This window comes from Haloactinomyces albus (assembly GCF_031458135.1).
Classification (GTDB): domain Bacteria; phylum Actinomycetota; class Actinomycetes; order Mycobacteriales; family Pseudonocardiaceae; genus Haloactinomyces; species Haloactinomyces albus.
On the sequence record NZ_JAVDXW010000001.1, the window covers coordinates 805,002 to 830,822 of the forward strand.

General features: G+C 67.1%; 23 protein-coding genes. 7 read left to right on the forward strand and 16 right to left on the reverse strand.

What is annotated here, in order from left to right:
- Positions 1–155: 155 nt before the first annotated feature.
- From JOF55_RS03730 to mraZ, 4 genes are all read right to left on the reverse strand, one after another.
- Positions 156–2,006, reverse strand: coding sequence for a peptidoglycan D,D-transpeptidase FtsI family protein (locus JOF55_RS03730; protein WP_310269600.1), 1,851 nt, complete (start codon positions 2,004–2,006; stop codon positions 156–158).
- Positions 2,006–2,740 (reverse strand): cell division protein FtsL, encoded by a 735-nt coding sequence (gene ftsL, locus JOF55_RS03735; RefSeq protein ID WP_310269604.1) that lies wholly within the window; start codon positions 2,738–2,740, stop codon positions 2,006–2,008. The genes JOF55_RS03730 and ftsL overlap by 1 nt, the downstream gene beginning before the upstream one ends.
- The gene (rsmH, locus tag JOF55_RS03740) at positions 2,737–3,774 is read right to left on the reverse strand and encodes a 16S rRNA (cytosine(1402)-N(4))-methyltransferase RsmH (RefSeq protein ID WP_310269607.1); all 1,038 of its coding nucleotides are present in this window, start codon (positions 3,772–3,774) and stop codon (positions 2,737–2,739) included. The genes ftsL and rsmH overlap by 4 nt, the downstream gene beginning before the upstream one ends.
- A gap of 254 nt (positions 3,775–4,028) precedes the next feature.
- The gene (mraZ, locus tag JOF55_RS03745) at positions 4,029–4,460 is read right to left on the reverse strand and encodes a division/cell wall cluster transcriptional repressor MraZ (RefSeq protein ID WP_310269610.1); all 432 of its coding nucleotides are present in this window, start codon (positions 4,458–4,460) and stop codon (positions 4,029–4,031) included.
- Positions 4,461–5,050: 590 nt separating this feature from the next.
- On the opposite strand from mraZ, the gene JOF55_RS03750 reads away from it, so the two are divergent.
- The 3 genes from JOF55_RS03750 to JOF55_RS03760 are packed head-to-tail and all read left to right on the forward strand — an operon-like array spanning position 5,051 to position 9,638.
- Positions 5,051–6,106 carry an AAA family ATPase gene (locus JOF55_RS03750; protein WP_310278271.1) on the forward strand — a complete coding sequence of 352 codons (1,056 nt, stop codon included), beginning with the start codon at positions 5,051–5,053 and terminating at the stop codon, positions 6,104–6,106.
- A gap of 2 nt (positions 6,107–6,108) precedes the next feature.
- A complete protein-coding gene (locus tag JOF55_RS03755) occupies positions 6,109–7,365 on the forward strand; it encodes a DUF58 domain-containing protein (protein ID WP_374727217.1) in 1,257 nt (418 codons plus the stop codon).
- Positions 7,362–9,638: a transglutaminase TgpA family protein gene (locus JOF55_RS03760; RefSeq protein WP_310269614.1), complete on the forward strand. Its 2,277-nt coding sequence runs from the start codon at positions 7,362–7,364 to the stop codon at positions 9,636–9,638. The genes JOF55_RS03755 and JOF55_RS03760 overlap by 4 nt, the downstream gene beginning before the upstream one ends.
- Positions 9,639–9,782: 144 nt before the next feature.
- Here the strand turns inward: JOF55_RS03760 and JOF55_RS03765 are convergent, their stop codons facing one another.
- Together JOF55_RS03765 and JOF55_RS03770 are read right to left on the reverse strand one after the other, a co-directional pair.
- Positions 9,783–10,193, reverse strand: coding sequence for an SCO2097 family morphological protein (locus JOF55_RS03765; RefSeq protein WP_310269617.1), 411 nt, complete (start codon positions 10,191–10,193; stop codon positions 9,783–9,785).
- 180 nt (positions 10,194–10,373) lie between these two features.
- Positions 10,374–11,114: a class I SAM-dependent methyltransferase gene (locus JOF55_RS03770; protein ID WP_310269621.1), complete on the reverse strand. Its 741-nt coding sequence runs from the start codon at positions 11,112–11,114 to the stop codon at positions 10,374–10,376.
- Between the two features lie 104 nt (positions 11,115–11,218).
- On the opposite strand from JOF55_RS03770, the gene JOF55_RS03775 reads away from it, so the two are divergent.
- Positions 11,219–12,100, forward strand: coding sequence for a ParA family protein (locus tag JOF55_RS03775; protein WP_310269623.1), 882 nt, complete (start codon positions 11,219–11,221; stop codon positions 12,098–12,100).
- Positions 12,101–12,162: 62 nt separating this feature from the next.
- Here JOF55_RS03775 and pspM read toward each other — a convergent pair whose 3' ends face one another.
- The 5 genes from pspM to pgsA all read right to left on the reverse strand — a co-directional run bounded on the left by pspM (position 12,163) and on the right by pgsA (position 16,416).
- On the reverse strand, positions 12,163–13,182 hold the full coding sequence (gene pspM / locus JOF55_RS03780) for a phage shock envelope stress response protein PspM (RefSeq protein ID WP_310269626.1): 1,020 nt from the start codon (positions 13,180–13,182) through the stop codon (positions 12,163–12,165).
- A 6-nt stretch (positions 13,183–13,188) separates the two neighbouring features.
- Complete coding sequence (locus JOF55_RS03785) at positions 13,189–14,007, reverse strand: PspA/IM30 family protein (RefSeq protein ID WP_310269628.1); 819 nt, start codon at positions 14,005–14,007, stop codon at positions 13,189–13,191.
- 415 nt (positions 14,008–14,422) lie between these two features.
- Positions 14,423–14,923, reverse strand: a complete 501-nt coding sequence (locus JOF55_RS03790; protein WP_310269631.1) for a helix-turn-helix domain-containing protein — start codon at positions 14,921–14,923, stop codon at positions 14,423–14,425.
- Between the two features lie 357 nt (positions 14,924–15,280).
- The gene (locus tag JOF55_RS03795; protein WP_310269634.1) at positions 15,281–15,778 is read right to left on the reverse strand and encodes a CinA family protein; all 498 of its coding nucleotides are present in this window, start codon (positions 15,776–15,778) and stop codon (positions 15,281–15,283) included.
- Positions 15,775–16,416, reverse strand: a complete 642-nt coding sequence (gene pgsA, locus JOF55_RS03800) for a CDP-diacylglycerol--glycerol-3-phosphate 3-phosphatidyltransferase (protein WP_310269637.1) — start codon at positions 16,414–16,416, stop codon at positions 15,775–15,777. Before pgsA ends, JOF55_RS03795 begins: the two co-directional genes overlap by 4 nt.
- A gap of 373 nt (positions 16,417–16,789) precedes the next feature.
- On the opposite strand from pgsA, the gene JOF55_RS03805 reads away from it, so the two are divergent.
- The gene (locus JOF55_RS03805) at positions 16,790–17,338 is read left to right on the forward strand and encodes an amino-acid N-acetyltransferase (protein ID WP_310269639.1); all 549 of its coding nucleotides are present in this window, start codon (positions 16,790–16,792) and stop codon (positions 17,336–17,338) included.
- Positions 17,339–17,675: 337 nt separating this feature from the next.
- Here the strand turns inward: JOF55_RS03805 and JOF55_RS03810 are convergent, their stop codons facing one another.
- Both JOF55_RS03810 and JOF55_RS03815 read right to left on the reverse strand, forming a co-directional pair.
- On the reverse strand, positions 17,676–17,879 hold the full coding sequence (locus JOF55_RS03810; protein WP_310269641.1) for an AAA family ATPase: 204 nt from the start codon (positions 17,877–17,879) through the stop codon (positions 17,676–17,678).
- Positions 17,869–18,924, reverse strand: coding sequence for an AAA family ATPase (locus JOF55_RS03815; protein ID WP_310269644.1), 1,056 nt, complete (start codon positions 18,922–18,924; stop codon positions 17,869–17,871). The genes JOF55_RS03810 and JOF55_RS03815 overlap by 11 nt, the downstream gene beginning before the upstream one ends.
- 326 nt (positions 18,925–19,250) lie before the next feature.
- Here JOF55_RS03815 and JOF55_RS03820 point away from each other — a divergent pair, with 326 nt between their 5' ends.
- Complete coding sequence (locus JOF55_RS03820; protein WP_310278274.1) at positions 19,251–19,820, forward strand: phospholipase; 570 nt, start codon at positions 19,251–19,253, stop codon at positions 19,818–19,820.
- A 188-nt stretch (positions 19,821–20,008) separates the two neighbouring features.
- Positions 20,009–21,229, forward strand: a complete 1,221-nt coding sequence (locus JOF55_RS03825) for an alpha-hydroxy acid oxidase (protein ID WP_310269646.1) — start codon at positions 20,009–20,011, stop codon at positions 21,227–21,229.
- Between the two features lie 59 nt (positions 21,230–21,288).
- Here the strand turns inward: JOF55_RS03825 and JOF55_RS03830 are convergent, their stop codons facing one another.
- The 3 genes from JOF55_RS03830 to JOF55_RS03840 all read right to left on the reverse strand — a co-directional run bounded on the left by JOF55_RS03830 (position 21,289) and on the right by JOF55_RS03840 (position 25,805).
- Positions 21,289–24,024, reverse strand: coding sequence for a DNA translocase FtsK (locus JOF55_RS03830; RefSeq protein WP_310269649.1), 2,736 nt, complete (start codon positions 24,022–24,024; stop codon positions 21,289–21,291).
- A gap of 128 nt (positions 24,025–24,152) precedes the next feature.
- Positions 24,153–24,509, reverse strand: a complete 357-nt coding sequence (locus tag JOF55_RS03835) for a cupin domain-containing protein (RefSeq protein ID WP_310269651.1) — start codon at positions 24,507–24,509, stop codon at positions 24,153–24,155.
- A 183-nt stretch (positions 24,510–24,692) separates the two neighbouring features.
- The gene (locus JOF55_RS03840) at positions 24,693–25,805 is read right to left on the reverse strand and encodes a beta family protein (RefSeq protein WP_310269654.1); all 1,113 of its coding nucleotides are present in this window, start codon (positions 25,803–25,805) and stop codon (positions 24,693–24,695) included.
- Positions 25,806–25,821 lie beyond the last annotated feature (16 nt).

Genomic DNA, 25,821 nt, shown 5'->3' on the forward strand with positions numbered 1-25,821 from the left:
CGCCTATCGGGTTCTCTTCATGGTCGCCCGTTTCAGACGCACTCGCCGACACCCGCCCATCCCCGGCGCCAAGCGGATTCCACACGGTGCACGGCAACCACGCGGTTTCGCCGCACACCGGTTGCTCTGCTCGCCGCCACGGCCGCAGGCCGTGGTCACCGAACACGCAGTGTCACCTCGGGGGCGGGTTTCTTCGACAACGGAATGCCGTAGCGCTGGGTCAGGTAGGAGGCGATGTCGTGGAACAGCGGCGCCGCCGAGCGCGTCTTCGTCGGATTGTCCAGCATGATGCCCACGACATAGCGAGGATCGTCCGCCGGCACGATTCCGGCGAAAGTGGTCCAGTACTTCGAATTGCTGTAGCACCCGCAGGACGGATCGACCTGCTGTGCCGTCCCCGTCTTACCCGCGATCCGGTACCCCTTCAGATCGGCCTCCGGCGCGGTTCCCTCCTGGCCCGGCACGTCCTGCACCGTCGCCCGCAGCATGTCCTTGACGGTGTCGGCGGTTTGTTCACTGACCACTCGCACTCCCTCGGGCCTGGGGTGCGGCACTCGGGTCCCGTCCGGCTTGACCTTTCCGGCGATGATGCGCGGGGGGATCCGCACGCCGTCATTGGCGATGGCCTGATACATCCCGGCCATCTGCAACACCGTCATCGACAGACCCTGTCCGATGGGCAGGTTGGCAAATGTCGTGCCCGACCACTGTTTGCGCGGCGGGACGCGTCCGGAGCTTTCCCCCGGCAGCGCTATCCCGGTTTTCCGGCCGAGGCCGAAGCGTTCCATCAACGCGCTGAAGCGGTCCTTGCCCAGTTTCTGCGCGGTCATCAGAGTGCCCACGTTGGACGATTTGGCCAGGACACCGGTGAAGGTCAGCGGGATCGTCCCGTGCGACCAGGCATCATCGATGGTGCTGCCGCCCATGGCGATCTGCCCGGGAACCTGCAGTACGGTATCGGGCTCGACGATGCCGTGCTCGATGGCTCCGGCGGCCGTGATCACCTTGTTCACCGACCCCGGCTCGAACGGAGTGGTCACGGCCGGATTCCCGAGTTTCTCGTCGGTCCAGGTGTCCTGGTCGCCCGGATCGAAGGTCTTGTCGTTGGCCAGCGCACGAACCTGACCGGTCTGCGCGTCGAGCACGACGGCACTGCCGCCTTCGGCCCCCATCTCGGCGACGTAGTCGGCCAGCTTCTGCTGCAGCACGTACTGCAGATCGGAGTCGATCGTCAGGCGTACATCGGAGCCCGGCTGCACGGGCTTGAGGATCTTCTTGCTGCCCGGGATCACGAGACTGCTGCTGCCCTGCGCGGTGCTGGAGATCTTCGTCCCGTCCTCCCCCGCGAGGACGGGGTCGAGTGTGTTCTCCAGGCCGAGCAGACCACGGATCTTGCGCTCCTCCTTGCGCCACGTCGCCGCCCCGAGGATGTTCGCGGCCACGCTGCCCGCCGGATACTGCCGCACGGCGCGATACTCGGCGCCGATATGCGTGTATTCCTCGGTGATCCTGTGCGCCGTTCCGGGATCGATCAGCGGACCGAAATACAGGAAGCCGTTGTCCGAGAACAGCGCGTCGAGTACCTGCTGTTCGGAGACCTTGCCGTGGGTCACGCGGCCGATGTAGGCGGCGGCATCCCGCTTGTACTCCTCGACCGTGGGCTTGTCCGGGTTTTTCGCATGTGCCCGGCTCACTTTTTCCTCCAGCGTCACCAGGCTGGCGTAGAGCTGGCGAGCCTCGGTACTGAAAGCGAGGACGCGACCATTGCTGTCCACGATGGACCCACGTTCGGCCGGGATCACCTCCGGAGTGGCGAGCTGTTCTCTCGCCCGTTCGGACAGAGCGCTGGCCTCGAAACCCTGTACGATGACCAGTTTGGCCCCGGCCACCACCAGCGCGGCCACCAGCAGCAGTCGCCCCACCCGCAGGCGCCGGAGGCTGCCCGCGACGTCCGTACGAGCCGTTCGATTCCCCCGGACAACCCGAGTGTTCCTGCGCCGGGCCATCAGGGGCGACTCTCCTCCGGAGCCGATGAGGTCTGCTGGGAGGGCTGCTGCGGTGCCGAATCGGGAGCGGCGGCCTTCGCGGGTTCCGGTTCACCGATCAGGGTCACCGAACCATCGGGATGCACCCGCAGGTAGGCCGGCTCGGGGCCGGGTACCAGACCGAGCTCGCGCGCACGCCGCTGCACTGCCGGTATCGAACTCATTCTGCTGACCTGGGCCTGCAACGTTTCCTTGCGTTCGCTCAGCGCATTGACCCGATCCTCGGCCTTCCGCAGCTCGTACGAGTTGCTGACCGCGGAGATGGACAACCACAGCGTGCCCACGATCCCCGCGGCGAGCACCGTCATCACCGCCACCACGAACGGCGCCCGCGCGGATACGACCTTCGTCTGCAGCTGTTTGGCCTTGCTCGCCCGCGATGGCTGCGACGACTGCCGCGGCCGGGATGGCGCCTTGGTCCGCGCCTCGGTCTTCGTCCCGGTCTTCGCCTTGGCCCGTGTCTCGGCCTTCGTCTTGGCTTCCTGCTGACGTGATGACTGCCCTCGTCCGGAGGATTGTCGCCGACCGGAGGGCTGCCGCTGGTTGCCCGACCTGCCGGACTTGCCGGGCTGCCGCGTCCGACGAGCCCGCTGCTCGCGGGGATCGGCACGCGCACGGGTCCGTTCCGGAGCCTGTGCTCGCTCGCTCGACTCCTTGCGCGCCGCGGATGTTCTCGTGCGTGCCGGTGCTGTCATGCACCCTCCTCGATCCGCTCCGCGGCCCGGAGTCGCGCAGGCGCGGCCCTGGGATTGGTCTCCGTCTCCCCTTCTCCCGCGAGCTCGGCCCCACGCGTGAGCAGCCGCAGTTGCGGCCCGTGGCCCGGCAACTCCACCGGCAGGTCGGGCGGAGTGCGCGATTTCGCCCGTTCGGCCAGTGCACGCTTGACCATGCGGTCCTCCAGCGAGTGGTAGGACAGGATCACGGCACGCCCGCCGACGGCCAGGGAGTCCAGCGCTGCGGGCAGCGCGTGCGAGAGCGCATCCAGCTCGCCGTTGACCTCGATGCGCAGCGCCTGAAACGTGCGCTTGGCCGGATGGCCGCCCGTTCGCCTGCTGGCCGCCGGAACCGTGTCGTAGAGCAACTGCACCAGGCGTGCACTGGTGGTGAACGGCGCACGCTCGCGCTCCCGCACGACCGCGTTGGCGATCTTCGAGGCGAACTTCTCATCCCCGTACTTCCGCAGGACCCGGGCCAGATCTCGCGCCGGGTAACTGTTGAGTACATCCGCGGCCGTACGCTCCGATTCGGAGTCCATCCGCATATCCAGTGCAGCGTCCTGAGCGTAGGCGAATCCGCGTCCGGCCTGGTCGAGCTGCAGAGACGAGACACCGAGGTCGAACAACACACCATCCACTTCGGAGACCCCAAGACTCGCGAGGACCTCGTCCAGTTCGTCGTAGACGGCGTGCACCAGATGCGTGCGTGTGGAGTAGGGCGCCAGCCGCTCACCCGCCAACCGCAGCGCTTCCCGATCGCGGTCCAGACCGATGAGTGTCAGTTCGGGGTGCGCTTCCAGGAGTGCCTCGGCATGCCCGCCCATGCCCAGAGTCGCGTCCACGACAACAGCGGATCGCCCCACCGGCGATACGGCCAACGCCGGTGCCAACAGTTCGAGCGTGCGTTCCAGCAGGACCGGAACATGCCGATCCCGCGCCGACTCACCGGAAACCGGCACGGGTTCGGAAGCCCTGCCGTACTGCGCACTGTCCTGTTTCTCACCAGCAGCCACAGCGGACCCTCCCTCCCGCGTGCCTCGCGTCATTGAGCACCGTGCCCGCAGCCACGGAACCGTCCTCACTGGACAGGCCACACACGTGCGCCGAGCCGGTACCGAACGGCTCCGTGCGGATACCGCCAGGTCCCCGCCCGCCCGTGGCGTCCTGGTGCCGGGGAAGTTGCACCAGGACGACGCACACCGGGCGGACCGAGGCCTCACGACACCCACGCCGAGCCTCACCCCCGTTGTTGCCGAAAACCCCACCGCTAGAAGACGCCGGGCAGCACCTCCTCCTGCGCCTGCGCGTAGCCCTCCTCGTGTTCGTCGAGGTAGGTCTGCCACCGCTCGGCGTTCCAAATCTCCAGCCGGGTGATCGCACCGATGACCACGCAATCCTTGGCCAGCCCGGCATAGCGCCGCAGCTCCGGTGCGATCGAAATTCGCCCTTGGCCGTCCGGTTCCTGCTCGTCGGTCCCGGCGAACAGGTAGCGCTGGTAGGCACGGACGGATTCGTTGGTGAACGGGGCTTCGGCGACCTTACGGGCCATCTGTTCGAACTCGGCGCGAGGGAAGACGTACAAGCAGTGATCCTGCCCCTTGGTGATCATCAACCCCCCTGCCAGTGCTTCCCGGAACTTCGCCGGCAGCGTCAATCGCCCCTTGTCATCGAGCTTGGGACTGTGGGTACCGAGAAACATCCCGGATCCCCCTCCCTGGCCCGTGTGCTGCTTACCCGCCCCGTCTCGCTGCGGTTGGTCAGCCCTCGGCGATCAGCCGTCGGCAGGACCCCATCCGCCCCACCGCGTGCCACAGTACCCCACTTCGCCCCACCGTCAACACGAAACACCCTGGAACGGCCATGAACACCGACCTCGTTTTTCCTGGTGACAGAGCTTTTCAGGATGGTGGGGCGCGGTGGGGGAGGCGAGCTCCACAGTGCTCGCGCGAGCACCTCGCCCCTGGGCACGGCCACAGGCTGCGCGAATACCGGAAGATCCACCCGAGTCTCACAACAGCACTCGAAAGAGGGGCCGGTGACACCGCGGCAGCCATCCGAGAGAGCCTGCGTGCCGGGTGAGCACCGGTTGCCGGACTCCCGCTTCGCCAGGCAGCCATGGTTTGAGACACTGCATGGCACGCTGATGTGTCGATCGCATGTCGTGGCCGGGTGGCACAACTCGGCGGGAAAGACCGGCGGGGAACAATCCTGCGCCGCAGTAGCGTCAGGCGCGGGTAACCGCCTCACCACGGGGCACCCGAGACAGCACCTGGAGGTTGCGTGACTCCCATGATGCCCACATCCGGTACCACGTTTCTCGGCAGCGATTCGGATCGGCAATCGAGCGAGAACCGGGACTCGACATTGCCCGGAGGGGTCTCGATCGGTCACCTGCACTCCACCCTGCAACGCATCGCGGCGAACATGGAGCAGGTCCTGGTGGGCAAGTCCGATGTGGTGCGCATCGCGCTCATGACCCTGCTGGCCGAGGGACATCTGCTGCTCGAGGATGTGCCGGGGGTGGGTAAGACCTCGCTGGCCAAAGCATTGGCACGCTCCATCGATTGCACCGCCAGCCGCATCCAGTTCACCCCGGACCTGCTGCCCAGCGACATCACCGGCGTGTCCGTCTACAACCGCCAGGCCGAAAGCTTCGAATTCCGCGCGGGACCGGTATTCGCCAACATCGTGGTCGGCGACGAGATCAACCGGGCTTCCCCCAAAACCCAGTCGGCGCTGCTGGAATGCATGGAGGAGAACCAGGTTACCGTCGACGGCCACACGTACTCCCTGGAAAGCCCGTTCATGGTGATCGCGACACAGAATCCGGTCGAGATGGAGGGCACCTACGCACTTCCCGAGGCGCAGCGGGACCGGTTCACCGCACGGGTCTCGATCGGCTATCCCGATCAGCAGGCGGAGCTGGCCATGCTCGACGAGCACTCCGGCAACGAACCGCTGCAAGACCTGCATCCGGTCGCCGACGGCGCCGAGATCGATACGCTGCTGCGAGCCGTACGCGGAGTGCACGCCACGAGCGAAGTCCGCCAATACGCCGTCGAACTGGTCACCGCCACCCGGAGTCTGGCGGAACTGCGGCTGGGTGCCTCCCCCCGGTCGACCTTGCAACTCATGCGCGCCGCTCGCGCCCAGGCCGCGCTTTCCGGCCGCGAGTTCGTGATTCCCGACGATGTGCAGGCCGTGGCCGTCCCGGTTCTCGCCCACCGGCTGGTGTTGACCGGCGAGGCGCACGCCACCAGGCACACCCCGGCCGACCTCGTTCGGCGGCTGCTGCACAAGGTGCCGGTGCCGCGGGGTGACGGCATCGAGGACGGACGACGGTAACCGTGCTGCGCGGCCTCACCATCCGTGGACGATGCTTGCTGGCGGCAGGCCTGGCTGCCGCGCTGTGCGCGCTCGTCCTCGATGAACGGGACCTGTTGCGGGTCGCTGCCTTCGTCACGGCACTGCCGTTGCTGGCGGTGTGGCTGTCCGGACGAGTTCGGCTCGGCCTGAGCGCCCGGCGGGAACTCGTGGCGAACCGGATCGCGGTGGACTCGGAGACCACGGTGCGCCTGCACCTCAACGGCCGGGGCCGAGTCTCGGCGGGCGGGCTGCATCTGGAGGACGGGGTGCCCTACGCACTGGGAGGGCGACCACGTTTCCTGCTCGAACGACCACCCCGGGACCGGGGCACGATCGTGGAGTACCGGGTGCGTCCCGCACTGCGCGGCATCCACCGGATCGGTCCCCTGCGCAGCCGGGTGCGCGATCCCTTCGGGCTGGCCGAGTTCGAACGTGAACTCGGCGAGCACAGTCGCCTGATAGCGGTGCCCCGGGTGGTACCGCTGGCCGGCACGCCCACCGGCTCCGGTATCGGCGTGGGTGAAGACGGGACGAGAAGCCTGCGGGCAGGCCACAGCGAGGACGACACGATGGTGCGCGAATACCGCCACGGCGACGACATGCGGCGAGTGCACTGGAAGGCGACCGCGCACCGGGACGAGTTGATGGTCCGCCTCGAGGAGAATCCGCGGCACGGCGGTGTCACCGTCCTGCTCGACAATCGCGCGGCAGCACACCGGGGAACCGGGGCGCAATCGAGTCTCGAATGGGCGGTCTCCGCTGCCGCCAGTATCTGCCTGCACCTGCACGCACGCGGCCAACGAGTACGGCTGGTCACTGCGGACGGCCGCCCCTTGGCGAACGGGTCCGGTCGGCACGGCGGCGATGACGGCACCGTCGTGCTCGATGCGCTGGCAGCATTGCAGCCCTCCCCACAGCGGGATCTGATGTGCGGTGCCGACCCCGGCGCCGGCCGGGAGTTGATCGCGGTCCTGGGAGCGACGACGACAGCGGGGATCACGGAGTTGACGAAACTCCGTCCGCACGGTGCACAGAGTCTGGCTGTGCTGCTCAACGTACGCGGCTGGAACGATGCCGACACCGACGGCGGCTTCGACGCGGGCGAGACCGCGAGCCGATTACGTGCCTCCGGGTGGGCCGTGGCCACGGTCGACGGACCGAACTCCGCACTGGCCACAGTATGGGAACGCCTGTGCGGGCAGGATAGTTCGGCACGGGACACGGCGGTGACGACATGACCACCGCGCGCGGATCGGCCGCCACCGAATCCGGCCGCAATGTCATACCGCCCCTGGCCGCGGCACTGGCTGTTCTGCTCACTTCGAGCGCGTTCTCCGGGGTCTTCACCGATACACGCTGGATCCTGCCGCTGAGCATGACGGTCGGCACGGTGTCCCTGTCCGGGATGGCCGTTCGCGCCCTGCGAGGGCGGCCACCGTGGGTGGTCCTCGCCCAGGTGGTGACTCTCCTGGTGCTGCTGAGCACCATGTTCTCGGACAGGGCGATCCTGGGTGTGTTTCCCGGCCCGGGCACGCTCACCGAACTGGGGACGATTCTCGGACAGGCATTGGGCACGGTCCGCACCGCGGTACCGCCGGTTCCCTCGGACACCGCGCTGCAGTGCCTGGTGTGTCTGGGCATCGGTCTCGTCGTGCTCCTGCTCGACGCGGTCGCGGTGTCGGCGAGAGCGCCCGCTGTGGCGGGCCTGTTCCTGCTGTGCGTGTTCGCGATCCCGGCCTCGCTGGCCGACGACATGCTGCCGTGGTGGACCTTCCTGGCGGGCGCAGCCGGCTTCGCGCTGCTGCTGACGGCCGAGAAAGCACGGAACCACACCGCAGCAGGCAACCAGGACGGGCGCGGGTTCCTCGGCTTCGGACGGCAAGCGCTCACCCTCGCCGCTTCGGCGGCCGTGGTGGCACTGCTGGTGGGCTCGGCCTTTACCGGCGTGGGGACCGAAGGGCGGCTGCCCGGTTCCTCGCCCACCGTCGACAGCAAGGCGGCCGGCGGTATCGGGATCCGACCCTTCACGTCTCTGCGGGGTCAGCTCAACCGGGACAGCGTCGTCGAGTTGTTCCGAGTTCGAGGACTCCCCGAGGACGCGTATCTGCGGGCCATGACGCTGCGGAAATTCGATCCGGCAAGTGGCTGGAAACTCGCCGGGCTCACCCGGGGTGTTCCGGCTCGGGGGTCACTGCCGTTGCCTCCCAGTGCGGATTCCATGTCGGGTCCCCCGGTACGAATCGAGATCGATCCGATCGGCTATCGGGACGCTTGGCTGCCGGTTTTCGGCATCCCGCTGAAGGTCGCCGGAATGGGACCGAACTGGCGCTACGATCCGGCAGCGGGGGTGCTGTTCACCCAGGCCCCGCACGAGGCCCGGCCCTATGTCGAAACGGCGTTCCTGCCCGACCACAGCCCTGCGGAGCTGCGCCGCGCCTCCGGGCCGCTCCGGGTGGACCCGGCCTACCTCAACCTCCGCGGTGTCGGACCGCGCATCATCGACCTGGCCGAACGGATCACCGCGGAAGCCGACACCGCGTTCGACAAGGCGGTCGCGCTGAACCGGTACTTCACCGATCCCGACAACGGATTCACCTACGACGAGCAAACCGCCCCGGCGTCCTCGAGCAGCGCACTGGCCGACTTCCTGCTCCGAGGCAAACGTGGCTATTGCGAGCAGTTCGCCTCCTCCATGGCGGTGTTGCTGCGTGCCGTCGGCATTCCCTCCCGGGTGGCCGTCGGATTCACCTCGGGGCACCAGGAGGGCGACAGCCGCGTCATCACCACAGAAGACGCGCATGCGTGGGTCGAGGCGTACTTTCCCGGGGTCGGGTGGGCCACGTTCGATCCGACACCGCTGGACGACGGCCGCACCTCCCTGCCCTCCTACCTGCAGGACGAGCTGAATCCCGAGGGAGGACAAGCGTCGGAGGAATCCGGCCGCACTTCCTCCTCCACCGGTCCGAGCCGAGCGGAGGACGGTGACACCGGCGAGAACCCCGCCGCAGCACTACCGGATCCGCCTCTCTCCGATGCCGACGACAATGTGTGGGTCATCGTGGGTGTTTGTGCCCTGGCCGTGGCCGTGCTGGCGGCTCCTGCCGCGACGCGCTCGGTTCGACGGCGCCGTCGCGTGGCCACGGTCGCCGCAGGAGCGCAGGGTGCGCCGACCACGGCCTGGCGTGAAGTGCTCGACGAGTTCCGGGATCGCGGCAGTCGAGCTGCGGCCACCGATACGGCGCGCGGGGTCGCGCACGCTCTGATCGAACGGCACGGTCTCGATGAGGACGGGGCCGACGCCATGCGTGCTCTCGTCACGGTCGTGGAACGGGACTGGTACGCACCCGCGGGGATGCCCACGGACCACTCCGCCGATCCCGCGCTTGCGGACGTGCTCCGGCGAGTGCGGGACAGTCTCCGGCGAAGCGCACCGCTGAGCTGGCGTCAGCGGCTACTACCCCGGTCCGTGCTCCAGCCCGGCAGGTCCGAGGAGACCACTCCCGCGGCATGACTCCGCGGCGAGAGTTCACCTCGCTCCGGGAATCTCCACGGCAGGGCATGCCACGGCAGAGGCCTTGACGACAAGGTCTGCGGACAGAGTCACTGCCCGGGTCGCCGAGGCGACCCGGGCACCGACTGCCGCATCACGAGTGCGTCACTGCTCGAAGCGTTTGCGGAAACGCTCTTCCATGCGCTGAGCGAAGGAACTGCGGTCCTCGGCTTTCTTCCGGCCCCCGCCGGAAGCGCCACCACCGCCCTCCGCTTGCGACTCGGAATCCTCCCCGCCACCACGCATCGCGAACAGGACGATCACTGCTCCGCCGAACATCACGAGGAAGCCGACTACGCTCACCACGGGGATACCGGCCGCTGTCACCGGTATCACCACGCCGACCACCAGCAGGATCAACCCCAATACGAAAACGGCGATGCCTTGCAGGCGCCGCCGCCGAGAAGGACGGTGCAACCGCCCTCCGCGCACATTGGAGGCGAACTTCGGATCCTCGGCGTAGAGCGCGCGCTCGATCTGATCGAGCAGTCGCTGCTCGTGCTCGGAGAGTGGCATGGCTCCTCCTCCGGCACAGGGTGTAGTGGCGCCGGAGTCCCTGAGGGATACCCCTCCGGACTGGGGATCCGGCGAACGCTTGGGGGCGTCACTTCTGAGGATACGGTTCCAAAGACGAGACGACTACCCGATCCTGCCACCGGGCATGAACGAAGTGGTCGGCATCATCCGGTTGGGGCATTATCGAGATCGACTCGGAACCCTCCCCAGGGCATGGAGACGAGTGGCGATATCGCGCAGCGGCGACCGAGCGGCGGCGGCGAGTTCCAACTCCGCAAGCATGTCGGCCGCCCCGGTACCGGACTCCAGCACCGAGCCGGGCACGAGATCACTGAGCACTCCCTGGCCCTGCACGGTCTCGACGGCAAGCCCGGCTTCCCGAAGCATCCGCTCCAGCACGTCACTGTCGAACCGGCGCTGCAACGTGTCCCCCGCAGGCCCGTCCAGCCTGCCGTCGGCATCCCGGAACAGCCGGAGCGCTTCGGACACACGTCCCGCCAGCGCCCGTTGCAGCACCGCCGCGTATCGGTTGACCACGAGCACCGACACGGCCCCACCGGGAGCCGCTGCCGCCGTCAGCGCACGCAGCGAGGCGGACACGTCGTCGACGTACTCCAGAAGCCCGTGCCCGAGTACGAGATCCGCCCCTCCGGGCGGGCTCACCGCGTCCAGGGCGTCCGTATCACCTTGCAATGCCGTAATCCGCTCGGCCACACCCGCCTCGGCAGACCTTCGTTGCAAGGTGGCCAGCGCGTTGGGGCTGGGATCCACGACGGTGACGGCACATTCCGCGGAGGCCAGTGGCACCGCCCAGACTCCGCTTCCGCCGCCGACGTCGAGTACCTCCGGCGTGCCGCCACGCCGCCTGCGCGCCTCGGCGAGTTCGGATTCGAGAACGCGGTACACAGCGTCGGATCTCATGGGACGAAAGCGTAATCGCGGCTCACGTGGTCCCGTCATCCGGCGGGGCATGTGGAAATACCCAGTGCCCACTACGACGGACGCGGATTCCGTAGGCTACGGGCGTGCATACGGTGGCAGTACTGAGTCTCAAAGGCGGCGTCGGCAAGACGACCGTGGTGCTCGGTCTCGCTTCGGCGGCCATGCGTCGCGGTGTGCGGACACTCGTGGTCGATCTGGACCCGCAGTGCAACGCGACCGCGTCTCTGGAACCGGAGGAAACCGGCAAGGGCTTGAGCGACGTCCTCGCGACCCCGCACGCCGACGTGTTGCGGGCCGCGGTTGTCCCCAGTTCCTGGGGGGAGGAAGTCGATGTCCTCGTCGGTTCCGAGGACGCGGAAATCCACAACGGCCACGATTCCGACGACAGGCATCTCGCCCGGCTCACCGACGCACTGTCCCAGCTGGACAGCATGGTCTCCGATGGCGAACTGCCCTATCAGCTCGTCCTGCTGGACTGCCCGCCCTCGCTGGGCAGGCTCACACGGTCGGCGCTGGTGGCAGCGGATCGGGCGCTGTTGGTCACCGAGCCGACGATCTTCGCGGTTTCCGGGGTCCAACGAGCCTTCGAAGCCGTTCAGGCCGAGCGAGCCGAGAACAATCCACAGTTACAGCCCCTCGGCGTGGTCGTCAATCGTGTCCGTCCCCGCTCTCATGAGCATCAGTTCCGCATCGAGGAGCTCCGCGATATCTTCGGTCCTCTGGTCATGCCGGTCACACTTCCGGACCGGCTGGCCGTGCAGCAGGCCCAAGGTGCGTGCCTGCCGATCCACCAGTGGGGGACGCCGGGTGCCCGCGAGGTCGCATTGGCGTTCAACCTCCTGCTGGCCCGGGCGTTGCGCGCGGGCCGTTCCCGCCGCACTGCCGCAGAGGGCGACATCCCGGCCGAGGCAATCGACGACGCCGACGACGACATCGATGACGAGGAGTTCGAGCAGGAAGCCTGAGAGCTTGGGGCACCGGGCTCTTCCGGCATCCTTTCAACCCACACAGCAGCCCCGAGGACTCTTCAGGCCGGGTCACCCCGGCCGGAGCGGCCACTGTCACGAGGCGGGCGCACCTCCTCGCCCGGTTGTTCGCCCGAGGCATCCGAGTCCTGTGGTCCGGCGGTACGGGGCGGCTCGGAGGCACTGGCTGACTCGGCGCCCTCGAATCGTGTCCGGATCTCTCCGGCGGCCCCGAACGGCACGTCGGAGGCACTTCGGCCGGTACCCGGTGTTCCGCCGGAGAGCTCCTGCAGTGCCGACGCCAGTCCGGCGAGCCGATCGGTGGCGTCCTGCATCACGTGTTTCTGCTCCGAAGCACCGCTGGCGGCCACCGCACGCCCGGCTGCGGCCACGAGACCACCGTAGCTTTCGACTCCCTCGTCGAGTTCCGCGCGCAGACGCCGCACATCGGATTGCAGCGCCTCGCGGTCCGCCGTGGGTGCATGCGGAATCGCCCCCTCCACGGCGACCAACCGATCCGCGACGGCACGCAACGCCGAAGCGGCGCGGGCAGCCGTGCTCCGCGCGTCCGCGGCGGACTCGCCCGCCACCCCGGCCTCCGCAGCTGTCAACTGGGTCAGCGCGTGGTGCAGGCTCTGTTCCGCGTCCCGCAGCTGCCGCATGGGCTCACGTGCCCGGGAATCGTGTGGTGGCAGCTGCACCGGTTCGGGATCCGGTTCCGGAAGCGGTGTGCGCTTCAGTCGTCGGTACTTCAGGCCGGCACCGATGGTGCCGGCTCCCATCGCGAGTGCGAGACCGCCGATCCCGAACGAGGTCATGTCCAGCATGGTTTCCGTCGCGGGCTCGATGGCCGACCAGAAATGATCCGCAGCGTAGGAGAAGTAGGCGCTGCCGCCGAGCACTCCCGTGGTGGTGGCGCCCGCGACCGTGCTGTGCTTGGCCCTCCGCCGTCGCCGGATCAGTCGGGCCCGAGGATCGCGCCACGCCGCGAGCTTCCTGCGGAAACCGGTCAGTACCGGGCCGCGCAACTGATCAAGAGCGAACTCGTTCCATTCGCCGAGCTGATTCCAGCGCTTGCTCACCGATGGTCACGCCTGGCCGGACTGCGGGTTCTGCTGCTGCGGCCGGGGAGCCGGGGCCGCCTGCTGTGTCTGCTGCTCGCTCTCGGTCACCTGCTGCTGATCACTGCCTCCCATCGAGGCTCGCAACTGGTTGAGCCGGTTGGTACCCGCGGCATCGACCGCCGCCTGCTGGACCTCCATCATGCGGCCCTGCACGCTGTTCTGGGCCAGGTCCGCCTCGCCGAGCGCCGTGGTGTAGCGCTTTTCGATCTTGTCCCGCACCTCGTCCAACGACGGTGTGTTGCCGGGGGCGGAGACCTCGGTCATCTGCCGCAGTGAACTCGACACCTGCTCCTGCATCTTGGCCTGTTCGAGCTGGCTGAGCAGCTTGGTGCGCTCGGCGATCTTCTGCTGGAGCACCTGGGCGTTGCGCTGGACCGCCTCCTTGGCCTGGTCGGCGGCCTGCAATGACTGGTCGTGCAGGTTCTTGAGGTCCTCAACGCCCTGTTCGGCGGTCACCAGCTGACTGGCGAGCTGCTGCGCGGTTTCCTCGTACTGCTGCGCCTTGGCCTCGTCCCCCTCGGCGCGCGACTGATCGGCCATGGTCAGCGCCTGCCGAGCCGAGGACTGCAGCTTCTCGACTTCACCCAGTTGCCGGTTGAGTTTCATCTCCAGCTGCCGCTGGTTCCCGATGACCGAGGCGGCCTGTTGAGACAAGGCTTGATGCTGCCGCTGGGCTTCCTCGATGGCCTGCTGGATCTGCACCTTCGGGTCGGCGTGCTCGTCCACCTTCGACGAGAACGACGCCATGAGGTACTTCCAGAACTTCACGAACGGATTGGCCATCTCCTCCGCCTGCTTTCTCTCATGCTGGTCTCCGTCGTGCTGGACTGGCTCACACCGACAGCCCCCGGAGAACCACAGGGCATTGCTCTCGACGGGTCCATCCTTGCGATGGCTCCACCGAAAGGCTCCTCGAGGAGCCTACTGCCCACGGTCCGTGTCCTCCCCATCGTGTCAGGTGAATCGGGCGGCTTCCACCACGCCCGGAGGATCTCGGGGAATTTTCCGGGCCGCTCCCGGGGCCGCCGGTTTCGTCCCCTGCCGGACAGTCCCGGCCATGCTGCGCAGGAGACCACCGAGGTGATGATCTCCTGCGCAGGCCTGTGCTCGCACCGTCGTCCTGGCCGGTCACCACGGTCGATTCTGCGGCCCGAGCGGAAACCGTCCTGACCGGCAACTCGAATCGGGCCCATCCGAATCAGGCAGCGACGACCACGCCTCCGGAGGTCCGAGCAGGCGCACTGATCCGCTGGCTGAGCATCGGCTGCAACCGCCGATCCTGCCCCTGGGATTCCTCGTCGCGGCCCTCGGCATCGGCACCCGCGTGTGCTTCCGCTCCGACCGGTTCGCCTTCCGTCAACTCGGTGTCGGCGAGTTCGCCGCCGATCAGGCTGGGAACCAACCGACCGCCCTCGATCTCGGCAGGCGAGGCCTGCTCGACCACGGAAGGGGCCACCAGGGATTCGGATCCGTCGAGATCGCCGGCCACCGTGACCAGTAGCTCGGGTAGTGGCAGGTCCAGCGCCTCACAAATCGAGCCGAGCAGCTCGCTGGAGGCCTCCTTGCGACCACGTTCCACCTCGGAGAGATAGCCGAGGCTGACTCGGGCCGCGCGCGAGACCTCTCGCAGAGTGCGAGACTGAGCAGCCCGGGCGCGGCGCAGTCGTTCTCCGACCGCCTCCCGCAATAATACGGTCATCGCGCGCCTCCCTTCATCGTCGCCTACATCCTGCGCTACGCGTCAACGGCCCCACGTGACTCAGGGCCCTCCACGTTACTCACCGCAATGCGCCCGGTGGGACCGATGGGTAACAAGTCCGCCGAGGGCGAACGTCGCTCACTCGCATGGCGGCATCCGCCCCCCCCTCCTGACGCACCGGGTTTTTCCATCGTGGTACTTGCATTCCCAGGGGAACGAATATCGGGATCGGGAATCGTAGGGCGGCGAACCGGCCGGGGATGATTGCTGGTGCTCGTCGCCGGGGATAATCGCCGGGGATGGTCGTTGGGACGGATGATTGGTGGGTTCCCGCGCAATGCGGCCGACATACTCGGTTCAACGCAGCAGGCTCTCGAAATGTTCCAGTGCCACCCGAACGGCCGCAGCACGCACAGCGTGCCGGTCACCGTCCAAGGATACCGAGTGCACCGACGTCCTCCGGTGACCTGCGAACCCGAGGTGTACCGTTCCCGGCGCCACACCACCTTGCGAGTCGGGTCCTGCCACCCCGGTGACACCGATTCCCCAGTCCGAGGCGCAGCGCTGCCGGGCTCCCACGGCCAATTCCTCGGCAATCCGCGGATGCACGGGACCGTGCTCGGCGAGCAGGTCACCGTCGACACCTGCCAACCTCGCTTTCAGATCGGTCGCGTAGACCACCAGGCCGCCTCGTACCACCTCGCTGGCACCTGCCACGTCGGTCAGTGCCGCACCGACCAGGCCCGCCGTCAACGATTCGGCCGTGGCCACCGTTGCGCCGTGCCTGCGCAGTGCCTCCAGAACCGCGGTCACCCGCTCGTGCGGCACGTTCAGCGCTTCGATCACACCGCTCATTCCTGTCGGTTGCGTGCCCGGTTGCCAACCGCACGAAGACGCAGTGCCCGCACCATGTAATCCAGCCCGGTCGCCACCGTGGCCACCACCGCTGTCCCCATGACCGTCCACTGGAGCAGCTCACCGGACTCCCCCAGCGGCAACAGGTACAGGCCGATGGCGATCGCCTGCAGCATCGTCTTGAGCTTGCCGCCACGGCTGGCCGGAATCACCCCGTGCCGGATCACCCAGAAGCGCAGCAGGGTGACGATCAGCTCACGCGCCACGATGACCAGTGTCACCCACCAGGGCAGGTCGCCGAGCACGCTGAGCCCCACCAGCGCGGCACCCGTCAGGGCCTTGTCCGCGATTGGATCGGCGATCTTACCGAAGTCGGTGATCAGACCATGCCGCCGGGCGAGATCACCATCGATGCGGTCGGTCACCGAAGCCAGGACGAACACCGCGGTGGCCACCCAGCGCCACACCGGATCGTGCCCACCCGCGGAGAACAGGGCGATCAGAAAGAGCGGAACGAGCACCAGTCGCGACATGGTGAGCACATTGGCGATGTTGAACAGGGGCACCGGTCGTGCCGTGCTCACGTGCTCCTCCCCCGTTTCCGCGGCAGGCCCCGGCGCCGCGCTCTCCGCCGTCATGGCCTCTCCATCCACTGGTCGGTGAAAACGTGCCCGTGAGTCACCACCTTGCGCAAAGTCCGGCATGTCGTCCACTGCTCACCTACTCAGGACGGGCGCCGCAGCACACGGCACCCACCGCGGATCGCGATACCACCACCCCGCCGACACGGTCACCACCGAGTGTGATCCGAGGTGGGCATGCTCGGTCATCATGCTTCCGAGCTTAGCTGCTGTACTCGGAACACCCTGGAAGCCGCCTTCTGCGCGCCACGCCGTGTCCGCCTCCCGATCGTGCCCGCAGGCACCGCGTCCACGGGCATCGTGCCCGCAGGCACCGTGTTCGCCCTCGCCGGAGTCACCGCCGTCGCGGGGAGCACGATAGAATACGCCAATGCATGATTATACGGCCAGCGCGATAACGATTCGCCGAGCGCGGATCTCGGACGTCCGAACCATCAAAACGCTGGTCGACACCTATGCGGGCCGAGTGCTGCTCGCCAAGGACCTGGTCACGCTCTACGAGAGCGTCCAGGAGTTCTGGGTGGCCGAACTCGGCGAGCAGGACGGTCCTGCCCGGATCGTGGGCTGCGGCGCGCTGCACGTGCTGTGGGAGGACTTGGCCGAGATCCGCACCGTGGCGGTCGATCCCAGTGCCCGGGGGTTCGGAGTCGGGCACCACATCGTCGGGCGATTGGTCGCCCTGGCACGCGAGCTCGGCTTGCTACGCCTGTTCGTACTCACCTTCGAGACCGGATTCTTCGCCGGGCACGGCTTCCAGCCGATCTCCGGAGCGCCGGTGGACCCCGAGGTGTACGCGGAGATGCGCCGTTCCGCCGACGAGGGCGTCGCCGAATTCCTGGAACTGCCCTACGTCAAGCCGAACATCCTCGGCAACACCCGCATGCTGCTCGAACTCGATCACCCACGTGGCGAGGGCTGATTATGCTGCGTGGGGACCATTGCCGCCACCAGCTTCCACACCCCGGTCGACGGGTTGCATCGGTGCTCTCGCCCGTATTCGCACCGTGCTGCTGCACGAGCTACCGCCACCTCGATGCCTTCGGCGAACTCTCCGAAAACAAGCCGGGTCTTGTCATAGCTCGGCAGGTGGCGACGCAGTTGCCGATCGACATCGGACGCATCCGCCAGGTTCCGGTAATACTTGCGAAGCCCTTCGAGGTATTGTTTTTCGGTCTTTACTCCTCCGCATACCACAAGAATCAGCGAGCGAGACTCGGCTCGTGGGGCTCTGCGCCGCCGACTGTTTTCCCGTTTGGTCACTGCTCCCCCTTCGCCGCGGAGACGAAGTCGTCCACATCGAGGAACGGGACAGCTCCGTAGCTGCCGCGAAGGTAGCGTCGTTCGGCGTTCTCCCCCTTGCGTGGCTTGAAATCACTGAGTGGGTACAACTCGCTCGCACCGCTGGTGTCCTTCTCCACGAACCACACCTGGTCACGCTTGAGCACCTCTTCACCCATCATCGTGCCCAGTAGGCTCGTGTCGTGCGTGGTGAAGATCAACTGCGCACCGTACGGGTTTGGTCTGCTCATCCTGGAACAACCCCACCAGCCGTGACGTCAGCAGAGGATGCAAGCTGGTGTCGATCTCATCCACCAGGAGAACTCTTCCACGATCCAGCGCATCGAGCACGTCCGGAAGCAGTTCGAACCACGCCTGAGTTCCCGCCGACTCGTCGTGTATGTCGAACGGTCGGCTGTAGTTCCCATGCACCATCTTTACTTCGGTCATGGTTCGCGGACCATCCGCACGTACCTGTTCGATTTGCTGGGATATACGCGAAACTTCATCAGCATCCTGACGTTCATTCGCATCCCTCAAGAGCCGCTCGAGGCGCGGAACATGCTTGGGATCCTCCGTTTCCTCGACATAAATATCGGTGATTCCGGAATCAGCCGCGGAAACGAGACCAACCAGCATTCGTCGGGACGCGTCACCGGCTTCCAGGTAAGACGCTATTCTTCGTGCCAGCCTCCCCGTCGACCGCCGCAGAAAATTACTCTTCCGGCCTACAACAAAGGAAATTCGAAACCAATGATAGACCGGCATAAAAGAATCGATTCCGAACTGGACGGCAGCAGACAGAAAAAGACAGTTACCCCGGGTCAATTCCTGCAAGGACTGCAGCTTCCCCTTGGACTCGCCAAGCTTCGTTCCGAACTTGAAATCATCATTTTCTCGCTCGAAAAGCAGGCGCCTGCGCTTCTCGGGATACGAGTACAGCCACTCTTCTCGCACTCGCTCGTCATCCACGGTGAAACCGTACATGTACGGCACCGATTCGATCACCATCTCGATCACATATGTCGAGAGCTCAGCCTGCGCACCCGCATCGAGTCGGTACGGATGCCGAGGGACCCCTCCCTCGGCATCCCAGTCCCCGAGCGATCTCAGGACCGCCTCCCGCATGAAGTGGAAGCCGTCGAGCAGGTTCGACTTACCGGAGGCATTCGCCCCGTATATCGCCGCGACGGGCACCGCCATCCGATCCCGGTCATAACTCGGCATGAGCAGGAGCTCTTGCTCCTGCCGGAAGGACCGGTGGTTGCCCAACCGGAAGCTTCACAGCACGATGCACCCCTTTCACTCGTTCCTTCATCGGCCTATGTGCAAGTAAACCGTACAAAGACGGCCGAAGGGAAACCGAAAAGGCACTCTGGCTGCCGTACTGCCCCATCGGAGGTCCTGGCCATGGGCGCATGAACCGTTTGCCTCTTCGGCAAGATCACCCGAAGAGGGGGTGATGATCAGCCTGTCGCACGATGCGGGCGGACGGTGATCGAGATGACACTAAGGGTGATCATTTTCGACCGAAGGAGTTCTTCGTGCCGTCCATGCTTGCCCGCCGTCCGGGTCGCGGAGCGCTGGCCACCGCCGCTGCCGCCTTCGCCATGGTGCTCACCGCCGGAACCGCCCACGCCGACCTCACCGACGAGGAACTGCGGGCGGTCACCGACCTGTATCTGTTCGAGGCCTCATTGGACGAGTTCGTCTCGATCCGCTCCGACAGACCGTTCGACGAGCAGCTCGACTGGTCGACCGACGGCTGCTCCTGGTCACCGGATGAGCCGCTGGGCTACGAGTTCACGTCGAGTTGTCACCGTCACGACTTCGGCTATCGCAACTATCAGCGCCAGGAGCGATTCACCGAATCCAACCGGCTCCGGATCGACAACACGTTCCGCGCCGATATGTACTCCGAGTGCGCTGGTGATGTGACCTGCCAGAGCGTGGCCAACGTCTACTATTTCGCGGTCCGGCAATTCGGTGACGCGGCGATCGGCACTCCCGAAGCCGTCACACGGGCACACATCACCACCGAAAGGGCTCCGTCCGGTGAGGTCGTGGCACTGCACGCCACCAACGACGACGGCGAGGTCGTGGAGTTCCCCGTGGCCGGGTAGGTCCGATGCACAGCTGCAGTGCCGAGGGCGTGACCGCGTTCGGTCACGCCCCTGTCACCTGCTCGATGTCGCAAGCCCTGCTCGGTATCCGTGCGGCACGGCACATAGGTACGGTGCGTCACACAGGCAATCCGCGCCATCCGTTCACGGTGATGCGGCTCGTGCGATGAGAGAAGGGACGGTGTGCCATGGTACAGCGGCAGTTTCCCCGCTGGTCCGAACTACGTCCGCTGCTTCGGATCCAACCGCCGGTGCTCGACCCGACCCGGCGGCGGCTGTCCCGGGCACACACGATCGGCGATCTTCGCTCCATAGCACGGCGGAGGACGCCGCGCGCCGTCTTCGACTACACCGACGGGGCGGCCGAAGGGGAGACGAGCCTGCGGCGTGCGCGGCAGGCATTCCAGCGCATCGAGTTCCACCCCAACGTCCTGCGAGACGTGTCCGAGGTGGATACCAGCCGTGACATCCTGGGCACGCGAGCGGCACTGCCGTTCAGCCTCGCCCCCACCGGATTCACCAGGATGATGAATCACGAGGGCGAGCGGGCGGTCGTTCGGGTCGCCGAGCAGTCCGGCGTCCCCTACGCGCTGTCGACGATGGGCACCACCTCCATCGAGGACACCGCAGCCGCCGGGCCCGATGCGCGCAAGTGGTTCCAGCTCTACGTCTGGCGGGACCGCTCGGCGGGCAAGGACCTGGTCCAGCGCGCTCGCGAGTCCGGCTATGAGGCGTTGATCCTCACGGTGGACACGCCCGTCGCAGGCGCACGCATGCGCGATGTGCGCAACGGCCTGACCATTCCCCCATCGCTGACGCTGAAGACCCTCGCCGACGGTGCGATGCACCCCGCTTGGTGGTTCAACCTGCTCACGACCGAGCCACTGACCTTCGCGTCCTTCAAGCGCTGGGAGGGCACGGTCGCCGAACTCATCAACGAGATGTTCGACCCGACCCTGAGCTTCGCCGACGTGGAATGGTTGCGCGAGCTCTGGGACGGGCCGCTGATCATCAAGGGCATTCAGAACGCCGAGGACGCCGGTAAGGTCGTCGACCTGGGTGCCGATGCGGTCATCCTGTCCAACCACGGCGGGCGCCAGCTCGACCGGGCCCCGACCATGCTGGAGCTGTTGCCGCAAGTCCGCGACAACATCGGCGACCGCGCTCAGGTCCTGGTCGATACCGGCATCCTCAGCGGTGCCGACATCGTGGCCGCGCTGGCGCGTGGTGCCGACTCCTGCCTCGTCGGCCGGGCCTACCTCTACGGGCTGATGGCCGGAGGGCAGCAAGGGGCGGAGCGTGCCGTGGAGATCCTGCGCAGCGAGATCGTCCGGACCCTGCAGCTACTCGGCGTCTCCTCCGTCGACCAGCTCGACAGCAGTCACGCGACACTACGCACGGCCACGTAACCGGATGAACGCGTCGTTGTGGCAGGCACACCGGCAGACACACCGCCACAGCGACGCATTCACCGTTCCTCGCTGTCCTCCGGCGGCGGCCCACCTCGGATCGACTGCAGTGCACCATCGAGCTCATCGGGCTTGACCAGCACTTCCCGTGCCTTCGAGCCTTCCGAGGCTGCGACCACGCCGCGTGACTCCAGCAGGTCCATGAGCCTGCCCGCCTTGGCGAATCCGACGCGCAGCTTGCGTTGCAGCATCGAGGTCGACCCGAACTGGCTGGTCACGACCAGCTCGGCGGCCTGCAGCAACACGTCGAGGTCGTCCCCGATGTCGGAGTCGACTTCCTTCTTCTCGCCCGCCTTGGCGGCGGTGACGCCCTCGGTGTAGTCGGGCTCGGCCTGCTCCTTGGTGTAGGCCACGAGCCGGTGGATCTCCTCGTCGCTGACGAACGAGCCCTGCACCCGCGACGGCCGGGCACCGCCCATCGGCAGGTAGAGCGCGTCCCCCATGCCGATCAGCTTCTCCGCGCCCTGCTGATCCAGAATGACGCGCGAATCGGTCAGTGACGAGGTCGCGAACGCCAGCCGCGAGGGCACGTTCGTCTTGATCAGGCCGGTGACCACGTCCACCGAGGGACGCTGGGTGGCCAGCACCAGGTGGATCCCCGCGGCCCGCGCTTTCTGCGTGATCCGCACGACCGCGTCCTCCACATCGCGGGGCGCGGTCATCATCAGATCCGCGAGCTCGTCGACGATCGCCAGGATGTAAGGATAAGGCCGGTACTCGCGTTCACTGCCGGGCGGAGCGGTGATCTCGCCGGAGCGGACCTTGGCATTGAAGTCGTCGATGTGGCGCACCCGGTTGGCTTGCATGTCCTGGTAGCGCTGCTCCATCTCCTCGACCAACCAGCCCAGCGCGGAGGCGGCTTTCTTGGGCTGGGTGATGATCGGGGTGATCAGATGCGGAATGCCCTCGTAGGGAGTCAGCTCCACCATCTTCGGGTCGATCAGGATCATCCGGACCTCGTCCGGGGTGGCCCTGGCCAACAGTGAGGCCAGCAACGAGTTGACGAAGCTGGACTTACCGGAACCGGTCGAGCCCGCACACAACAGGTGCGGCATCTTCGACAGGTTCGCCGTGACCATGTGCCCTTCGATGTCCTTGCCCAAGCCCATGACCAGCGGGTGCGTGTCGCCCGCTGCCTTCGACGAGCGCAGCACGTCGCCGAGGCGCACCATCTCGCGGTCGCTGTTGGGCACCTCGATTCCCACCGCCGACTTGCCGGGGATGGGCGCCAGCAGGCGCACGTTGTCGTTGGCCACCGCATAGGCGATGTTCTTGGTCAGCGCGGTGATCTTCTCGACCTTCACACCGGGGCCGAGTTCGACCTCGTAGCGCGTCACCGTCGGCCCACGCACGAAGCCGGTGACCTGCGCGTCGATCTTGAACTCATCCAGGACCCCGGTGATCGCCTCGATCATGGAGTCGTTGACCTTGCTGCGGCTCTTCGGCGGGTCGCCCTCCTGCAACGCGTCCAGCGGCGGAAGCTGGTAGTCGCCCTCGACGGTGCGGCTGATCGTGAGCTTGCCCTCCTGCTCGTCCCCGGGCTTCTCGGCCGAGGCGACGGGCACCTCGGCCGCCGCGGGCTTCGTCTCGGATGTTTTCCTGCCCGAGGAGCCCGAGGATGCCGAGGAGGGGGTCTTCTTGGTCGATTCCGCTCCGGAGGATCGCGACTCGGTGGCGGCGTCGTCGAGAGTCAGTTGCCCATCGTCATCGGCTGCCCGGCCACCGCTCATCGACCCCTGGCGGCGTCTCGACGGACGTCGCAGCGTGGCGGCGGAGGGATCGGACGGTTCCAGACTCTCCGCACCGGTACCGGGCTCGGGAGCGCCCTGCTGGGCAAGAGCCCGCAGCCGTTCGGGCACGTCCCGGACGGCCGTTCCGGTCAGCAACAGGATCGCGAACACGACCACCAGCACGAGCACGGCGATCGCCACCCCACCGGTGAGTCCTCGCGACAGTGGCCCCCCGGCGGCGAAACCGAGAACGCCCCCGGCTTGTGGCCATCCCGAGCCGGTTTGCGGGGCACCGGCGGCGATGTGCAGCACCCCGAGCACGGCCGACAGCATCAGCAGCGTGCCGATCACCATCCTCGGCCGTGCCTCGGGATTCGTTTCCGTTCGCATCAACAGGATCGCGACGCCGAGCAGCACCACCGGCAGGACCAGGGCGGCCGAGCCGATCACGAAGCGCAGCCCCCAATCCAGCCACTGCCCCACCGGACCGCCCGCATGCCACCAGACGCCTGCAGCGGCCACGACGGCGACGGCGAGGAAGGTCAGGGCGAGTGCGTCCCGACGGTGAGCGGGATCGATCTCGCGGGTTCTGCCCAGCGCGCGGAGTGCGCCCCCCAGCCCGCGCGTCAGGCTCTGCCCCAGGTCGGAACCACCGGAACGACGGGTGGTACCGCGCCGTGCGGGGGCACGGGCGGCACCGGAGCGGGGCGTGGTCGTCCGCTTCGCCGTGCCGCCCTTGCTCGCGGCGCCGGACGAGGTCTTCTTCGCCGCCGATCCCCTGCCTGCCGTCGAACCCCTGCCTGCCGTCGACCCCTTGCGCGCCGTCGACCCCTTGCGCGCTGCCGAACCCTTTTTCGTGGTCGAGTTCGCTTTCGACGCCGAGGAGGACTTCGATGTCGAGGAGGACTTCGACGCCGAAGCGCCCTTCGAGGTGCTCGCACCGCTGCTGGCCGCACTCGTGGCGCGTGCCGGGCCCCGCCCGCTACTCGCCGTACCGCTCGCCATGGTCAACACGGTATCGCCTGCCCGCCTCCGGCGTCACAATTGCCACACCACCCGTGCGGGAAAGCGCGGACGCCCCGAGCCGAGCCGGTCCGGGGCGCCTTACACGCGGTCTCGGCTGCTGGAGCGGATCAGCCCGCAGGTTTGGCGTAGGTGTCCGCGGCGGCCCAGTCGATCGCCACGAACGGCTCGTCGCCCACGACCCAGGCATCGTGGCCCGGCGAGATCACCACCGAGTCACCGGCTCCGGCCTCTCCTTCCGTGCCGTCGTCCATCGCGACGTGCATTCGTCCCGCGAGAACGTAGAGCTGATGGCTCTCCTGGCAACTGTCGGTTCCGGCGAGCGGCTTGACGTCCTCGGACCATTTCCAGCCCGGCTGCATGGTCGCCCGGCCGACCGAGACACCGGCCAGCTTCACCATGGCCAATTCGCCGTTGTTGAAATTCCTCGTCTCGTCCGGCCGGTCGAGACTCTTGGCTTCGAGCATGATCGTCCCCCTCGGATAAGCCCGCTACGCGGGCGTGACTCGAAAGCACTTCCAGTCTGCGCCGCTCGACTCCGATGCGCCAGGGCCACATTCCCACCGCGGTCCCGGTAGGAGCTCGCCGAGGACCACCGCACCACCGGAGTGAATGTCCCGGTTGACCGCATAGCGCGGACGAACATCCGTTCACTCCTCCACCGGAGATTCCTCCCGCACCAGATCACCGCCTGCCGCCAGGTGGGCGATGTGGTGCGAGGTACCGATCGCGACCCAGCGGGAGGCATCCGCGGTACCACCGTGCCGTGCGTAGTCGTCGAGCACCCGATCTCCCCACGACCGCGATGCGTCGGGATACAGCTCGGTCACCCGTTGGGCGAGCTCACCGAAGTATCTTCTCTTCAACTCCCGGTTCTCTTCGGCGGCCACTCCCTCGGGCGGCAGGCGCCTGGTGAAGTAGTGCGAACGCTGACACCGGGTGTAATGCAGGTAAGGATGCCGTGGTGTCCACCCGCGCGCACCGGGACCGTCACGGGCACGCGGGTGCACCACTCCGTAATCGCCGTATCGGAGCGCCGGAGCCCGAGTGAGCAACTGGTGCCAGAGTGCGTGCTCGGGCCGGGACCGATCCCTGTCGAACGCTCCTCTGCTTTCGGGCACCGAGCCGCTCAACAGCGTCACCGAACGGAAGCGCTGCCACGGCAGTCGGGTGAGCGTGGCGGCGACCGACTTCGTGTCCGGTTCGAGCGGTGGCCGGGCCAGGAAACCCACATCGAGCAACAGGTCGACATCGGCGGGGTCGACACGCAGTCGCCGCAGGCACCGTTCGAGTCTGCCGGGCAGGTCGGGGGCGGATGTCGACGCATGCGGCACCCGCAGCGCCACACCGCGTCCGAGCTCTTCGAGCACCAGGGCCACCCGCGCCATGTGCCGTTCGGTGCCGTTCAGGCACACGACGGGAACGAACGCGGGGACTTCGGAGGCGTGCAGCCCGAGATGTTCCTCCAGCACGCGAGCCATGTAGCCGAATGGGCCGTGCGGTTGCCGCCACAGCGATGAGGACGGGTGCAGCTGGGAGACGTCGAGCATCAGACGGCGGCCACACGTTCCGAGCATCATCGCGATCTCGGCCAGCCTGGAAAGCATTCGGCTGTTTCCGGCGACGCCGGACAGCAACTCCACGACGGGCTGGACCCGGCGCACTTCGTCGGAGCTCATGTGCAGGAGCGCTTCGAGCTCTCCCGGCTTGGCCTTCACCGCGACCAGCGTTTCGAAGTCCCGACCCGCCGCATGCTCCCCCACTGTCGACCTCCGGTCA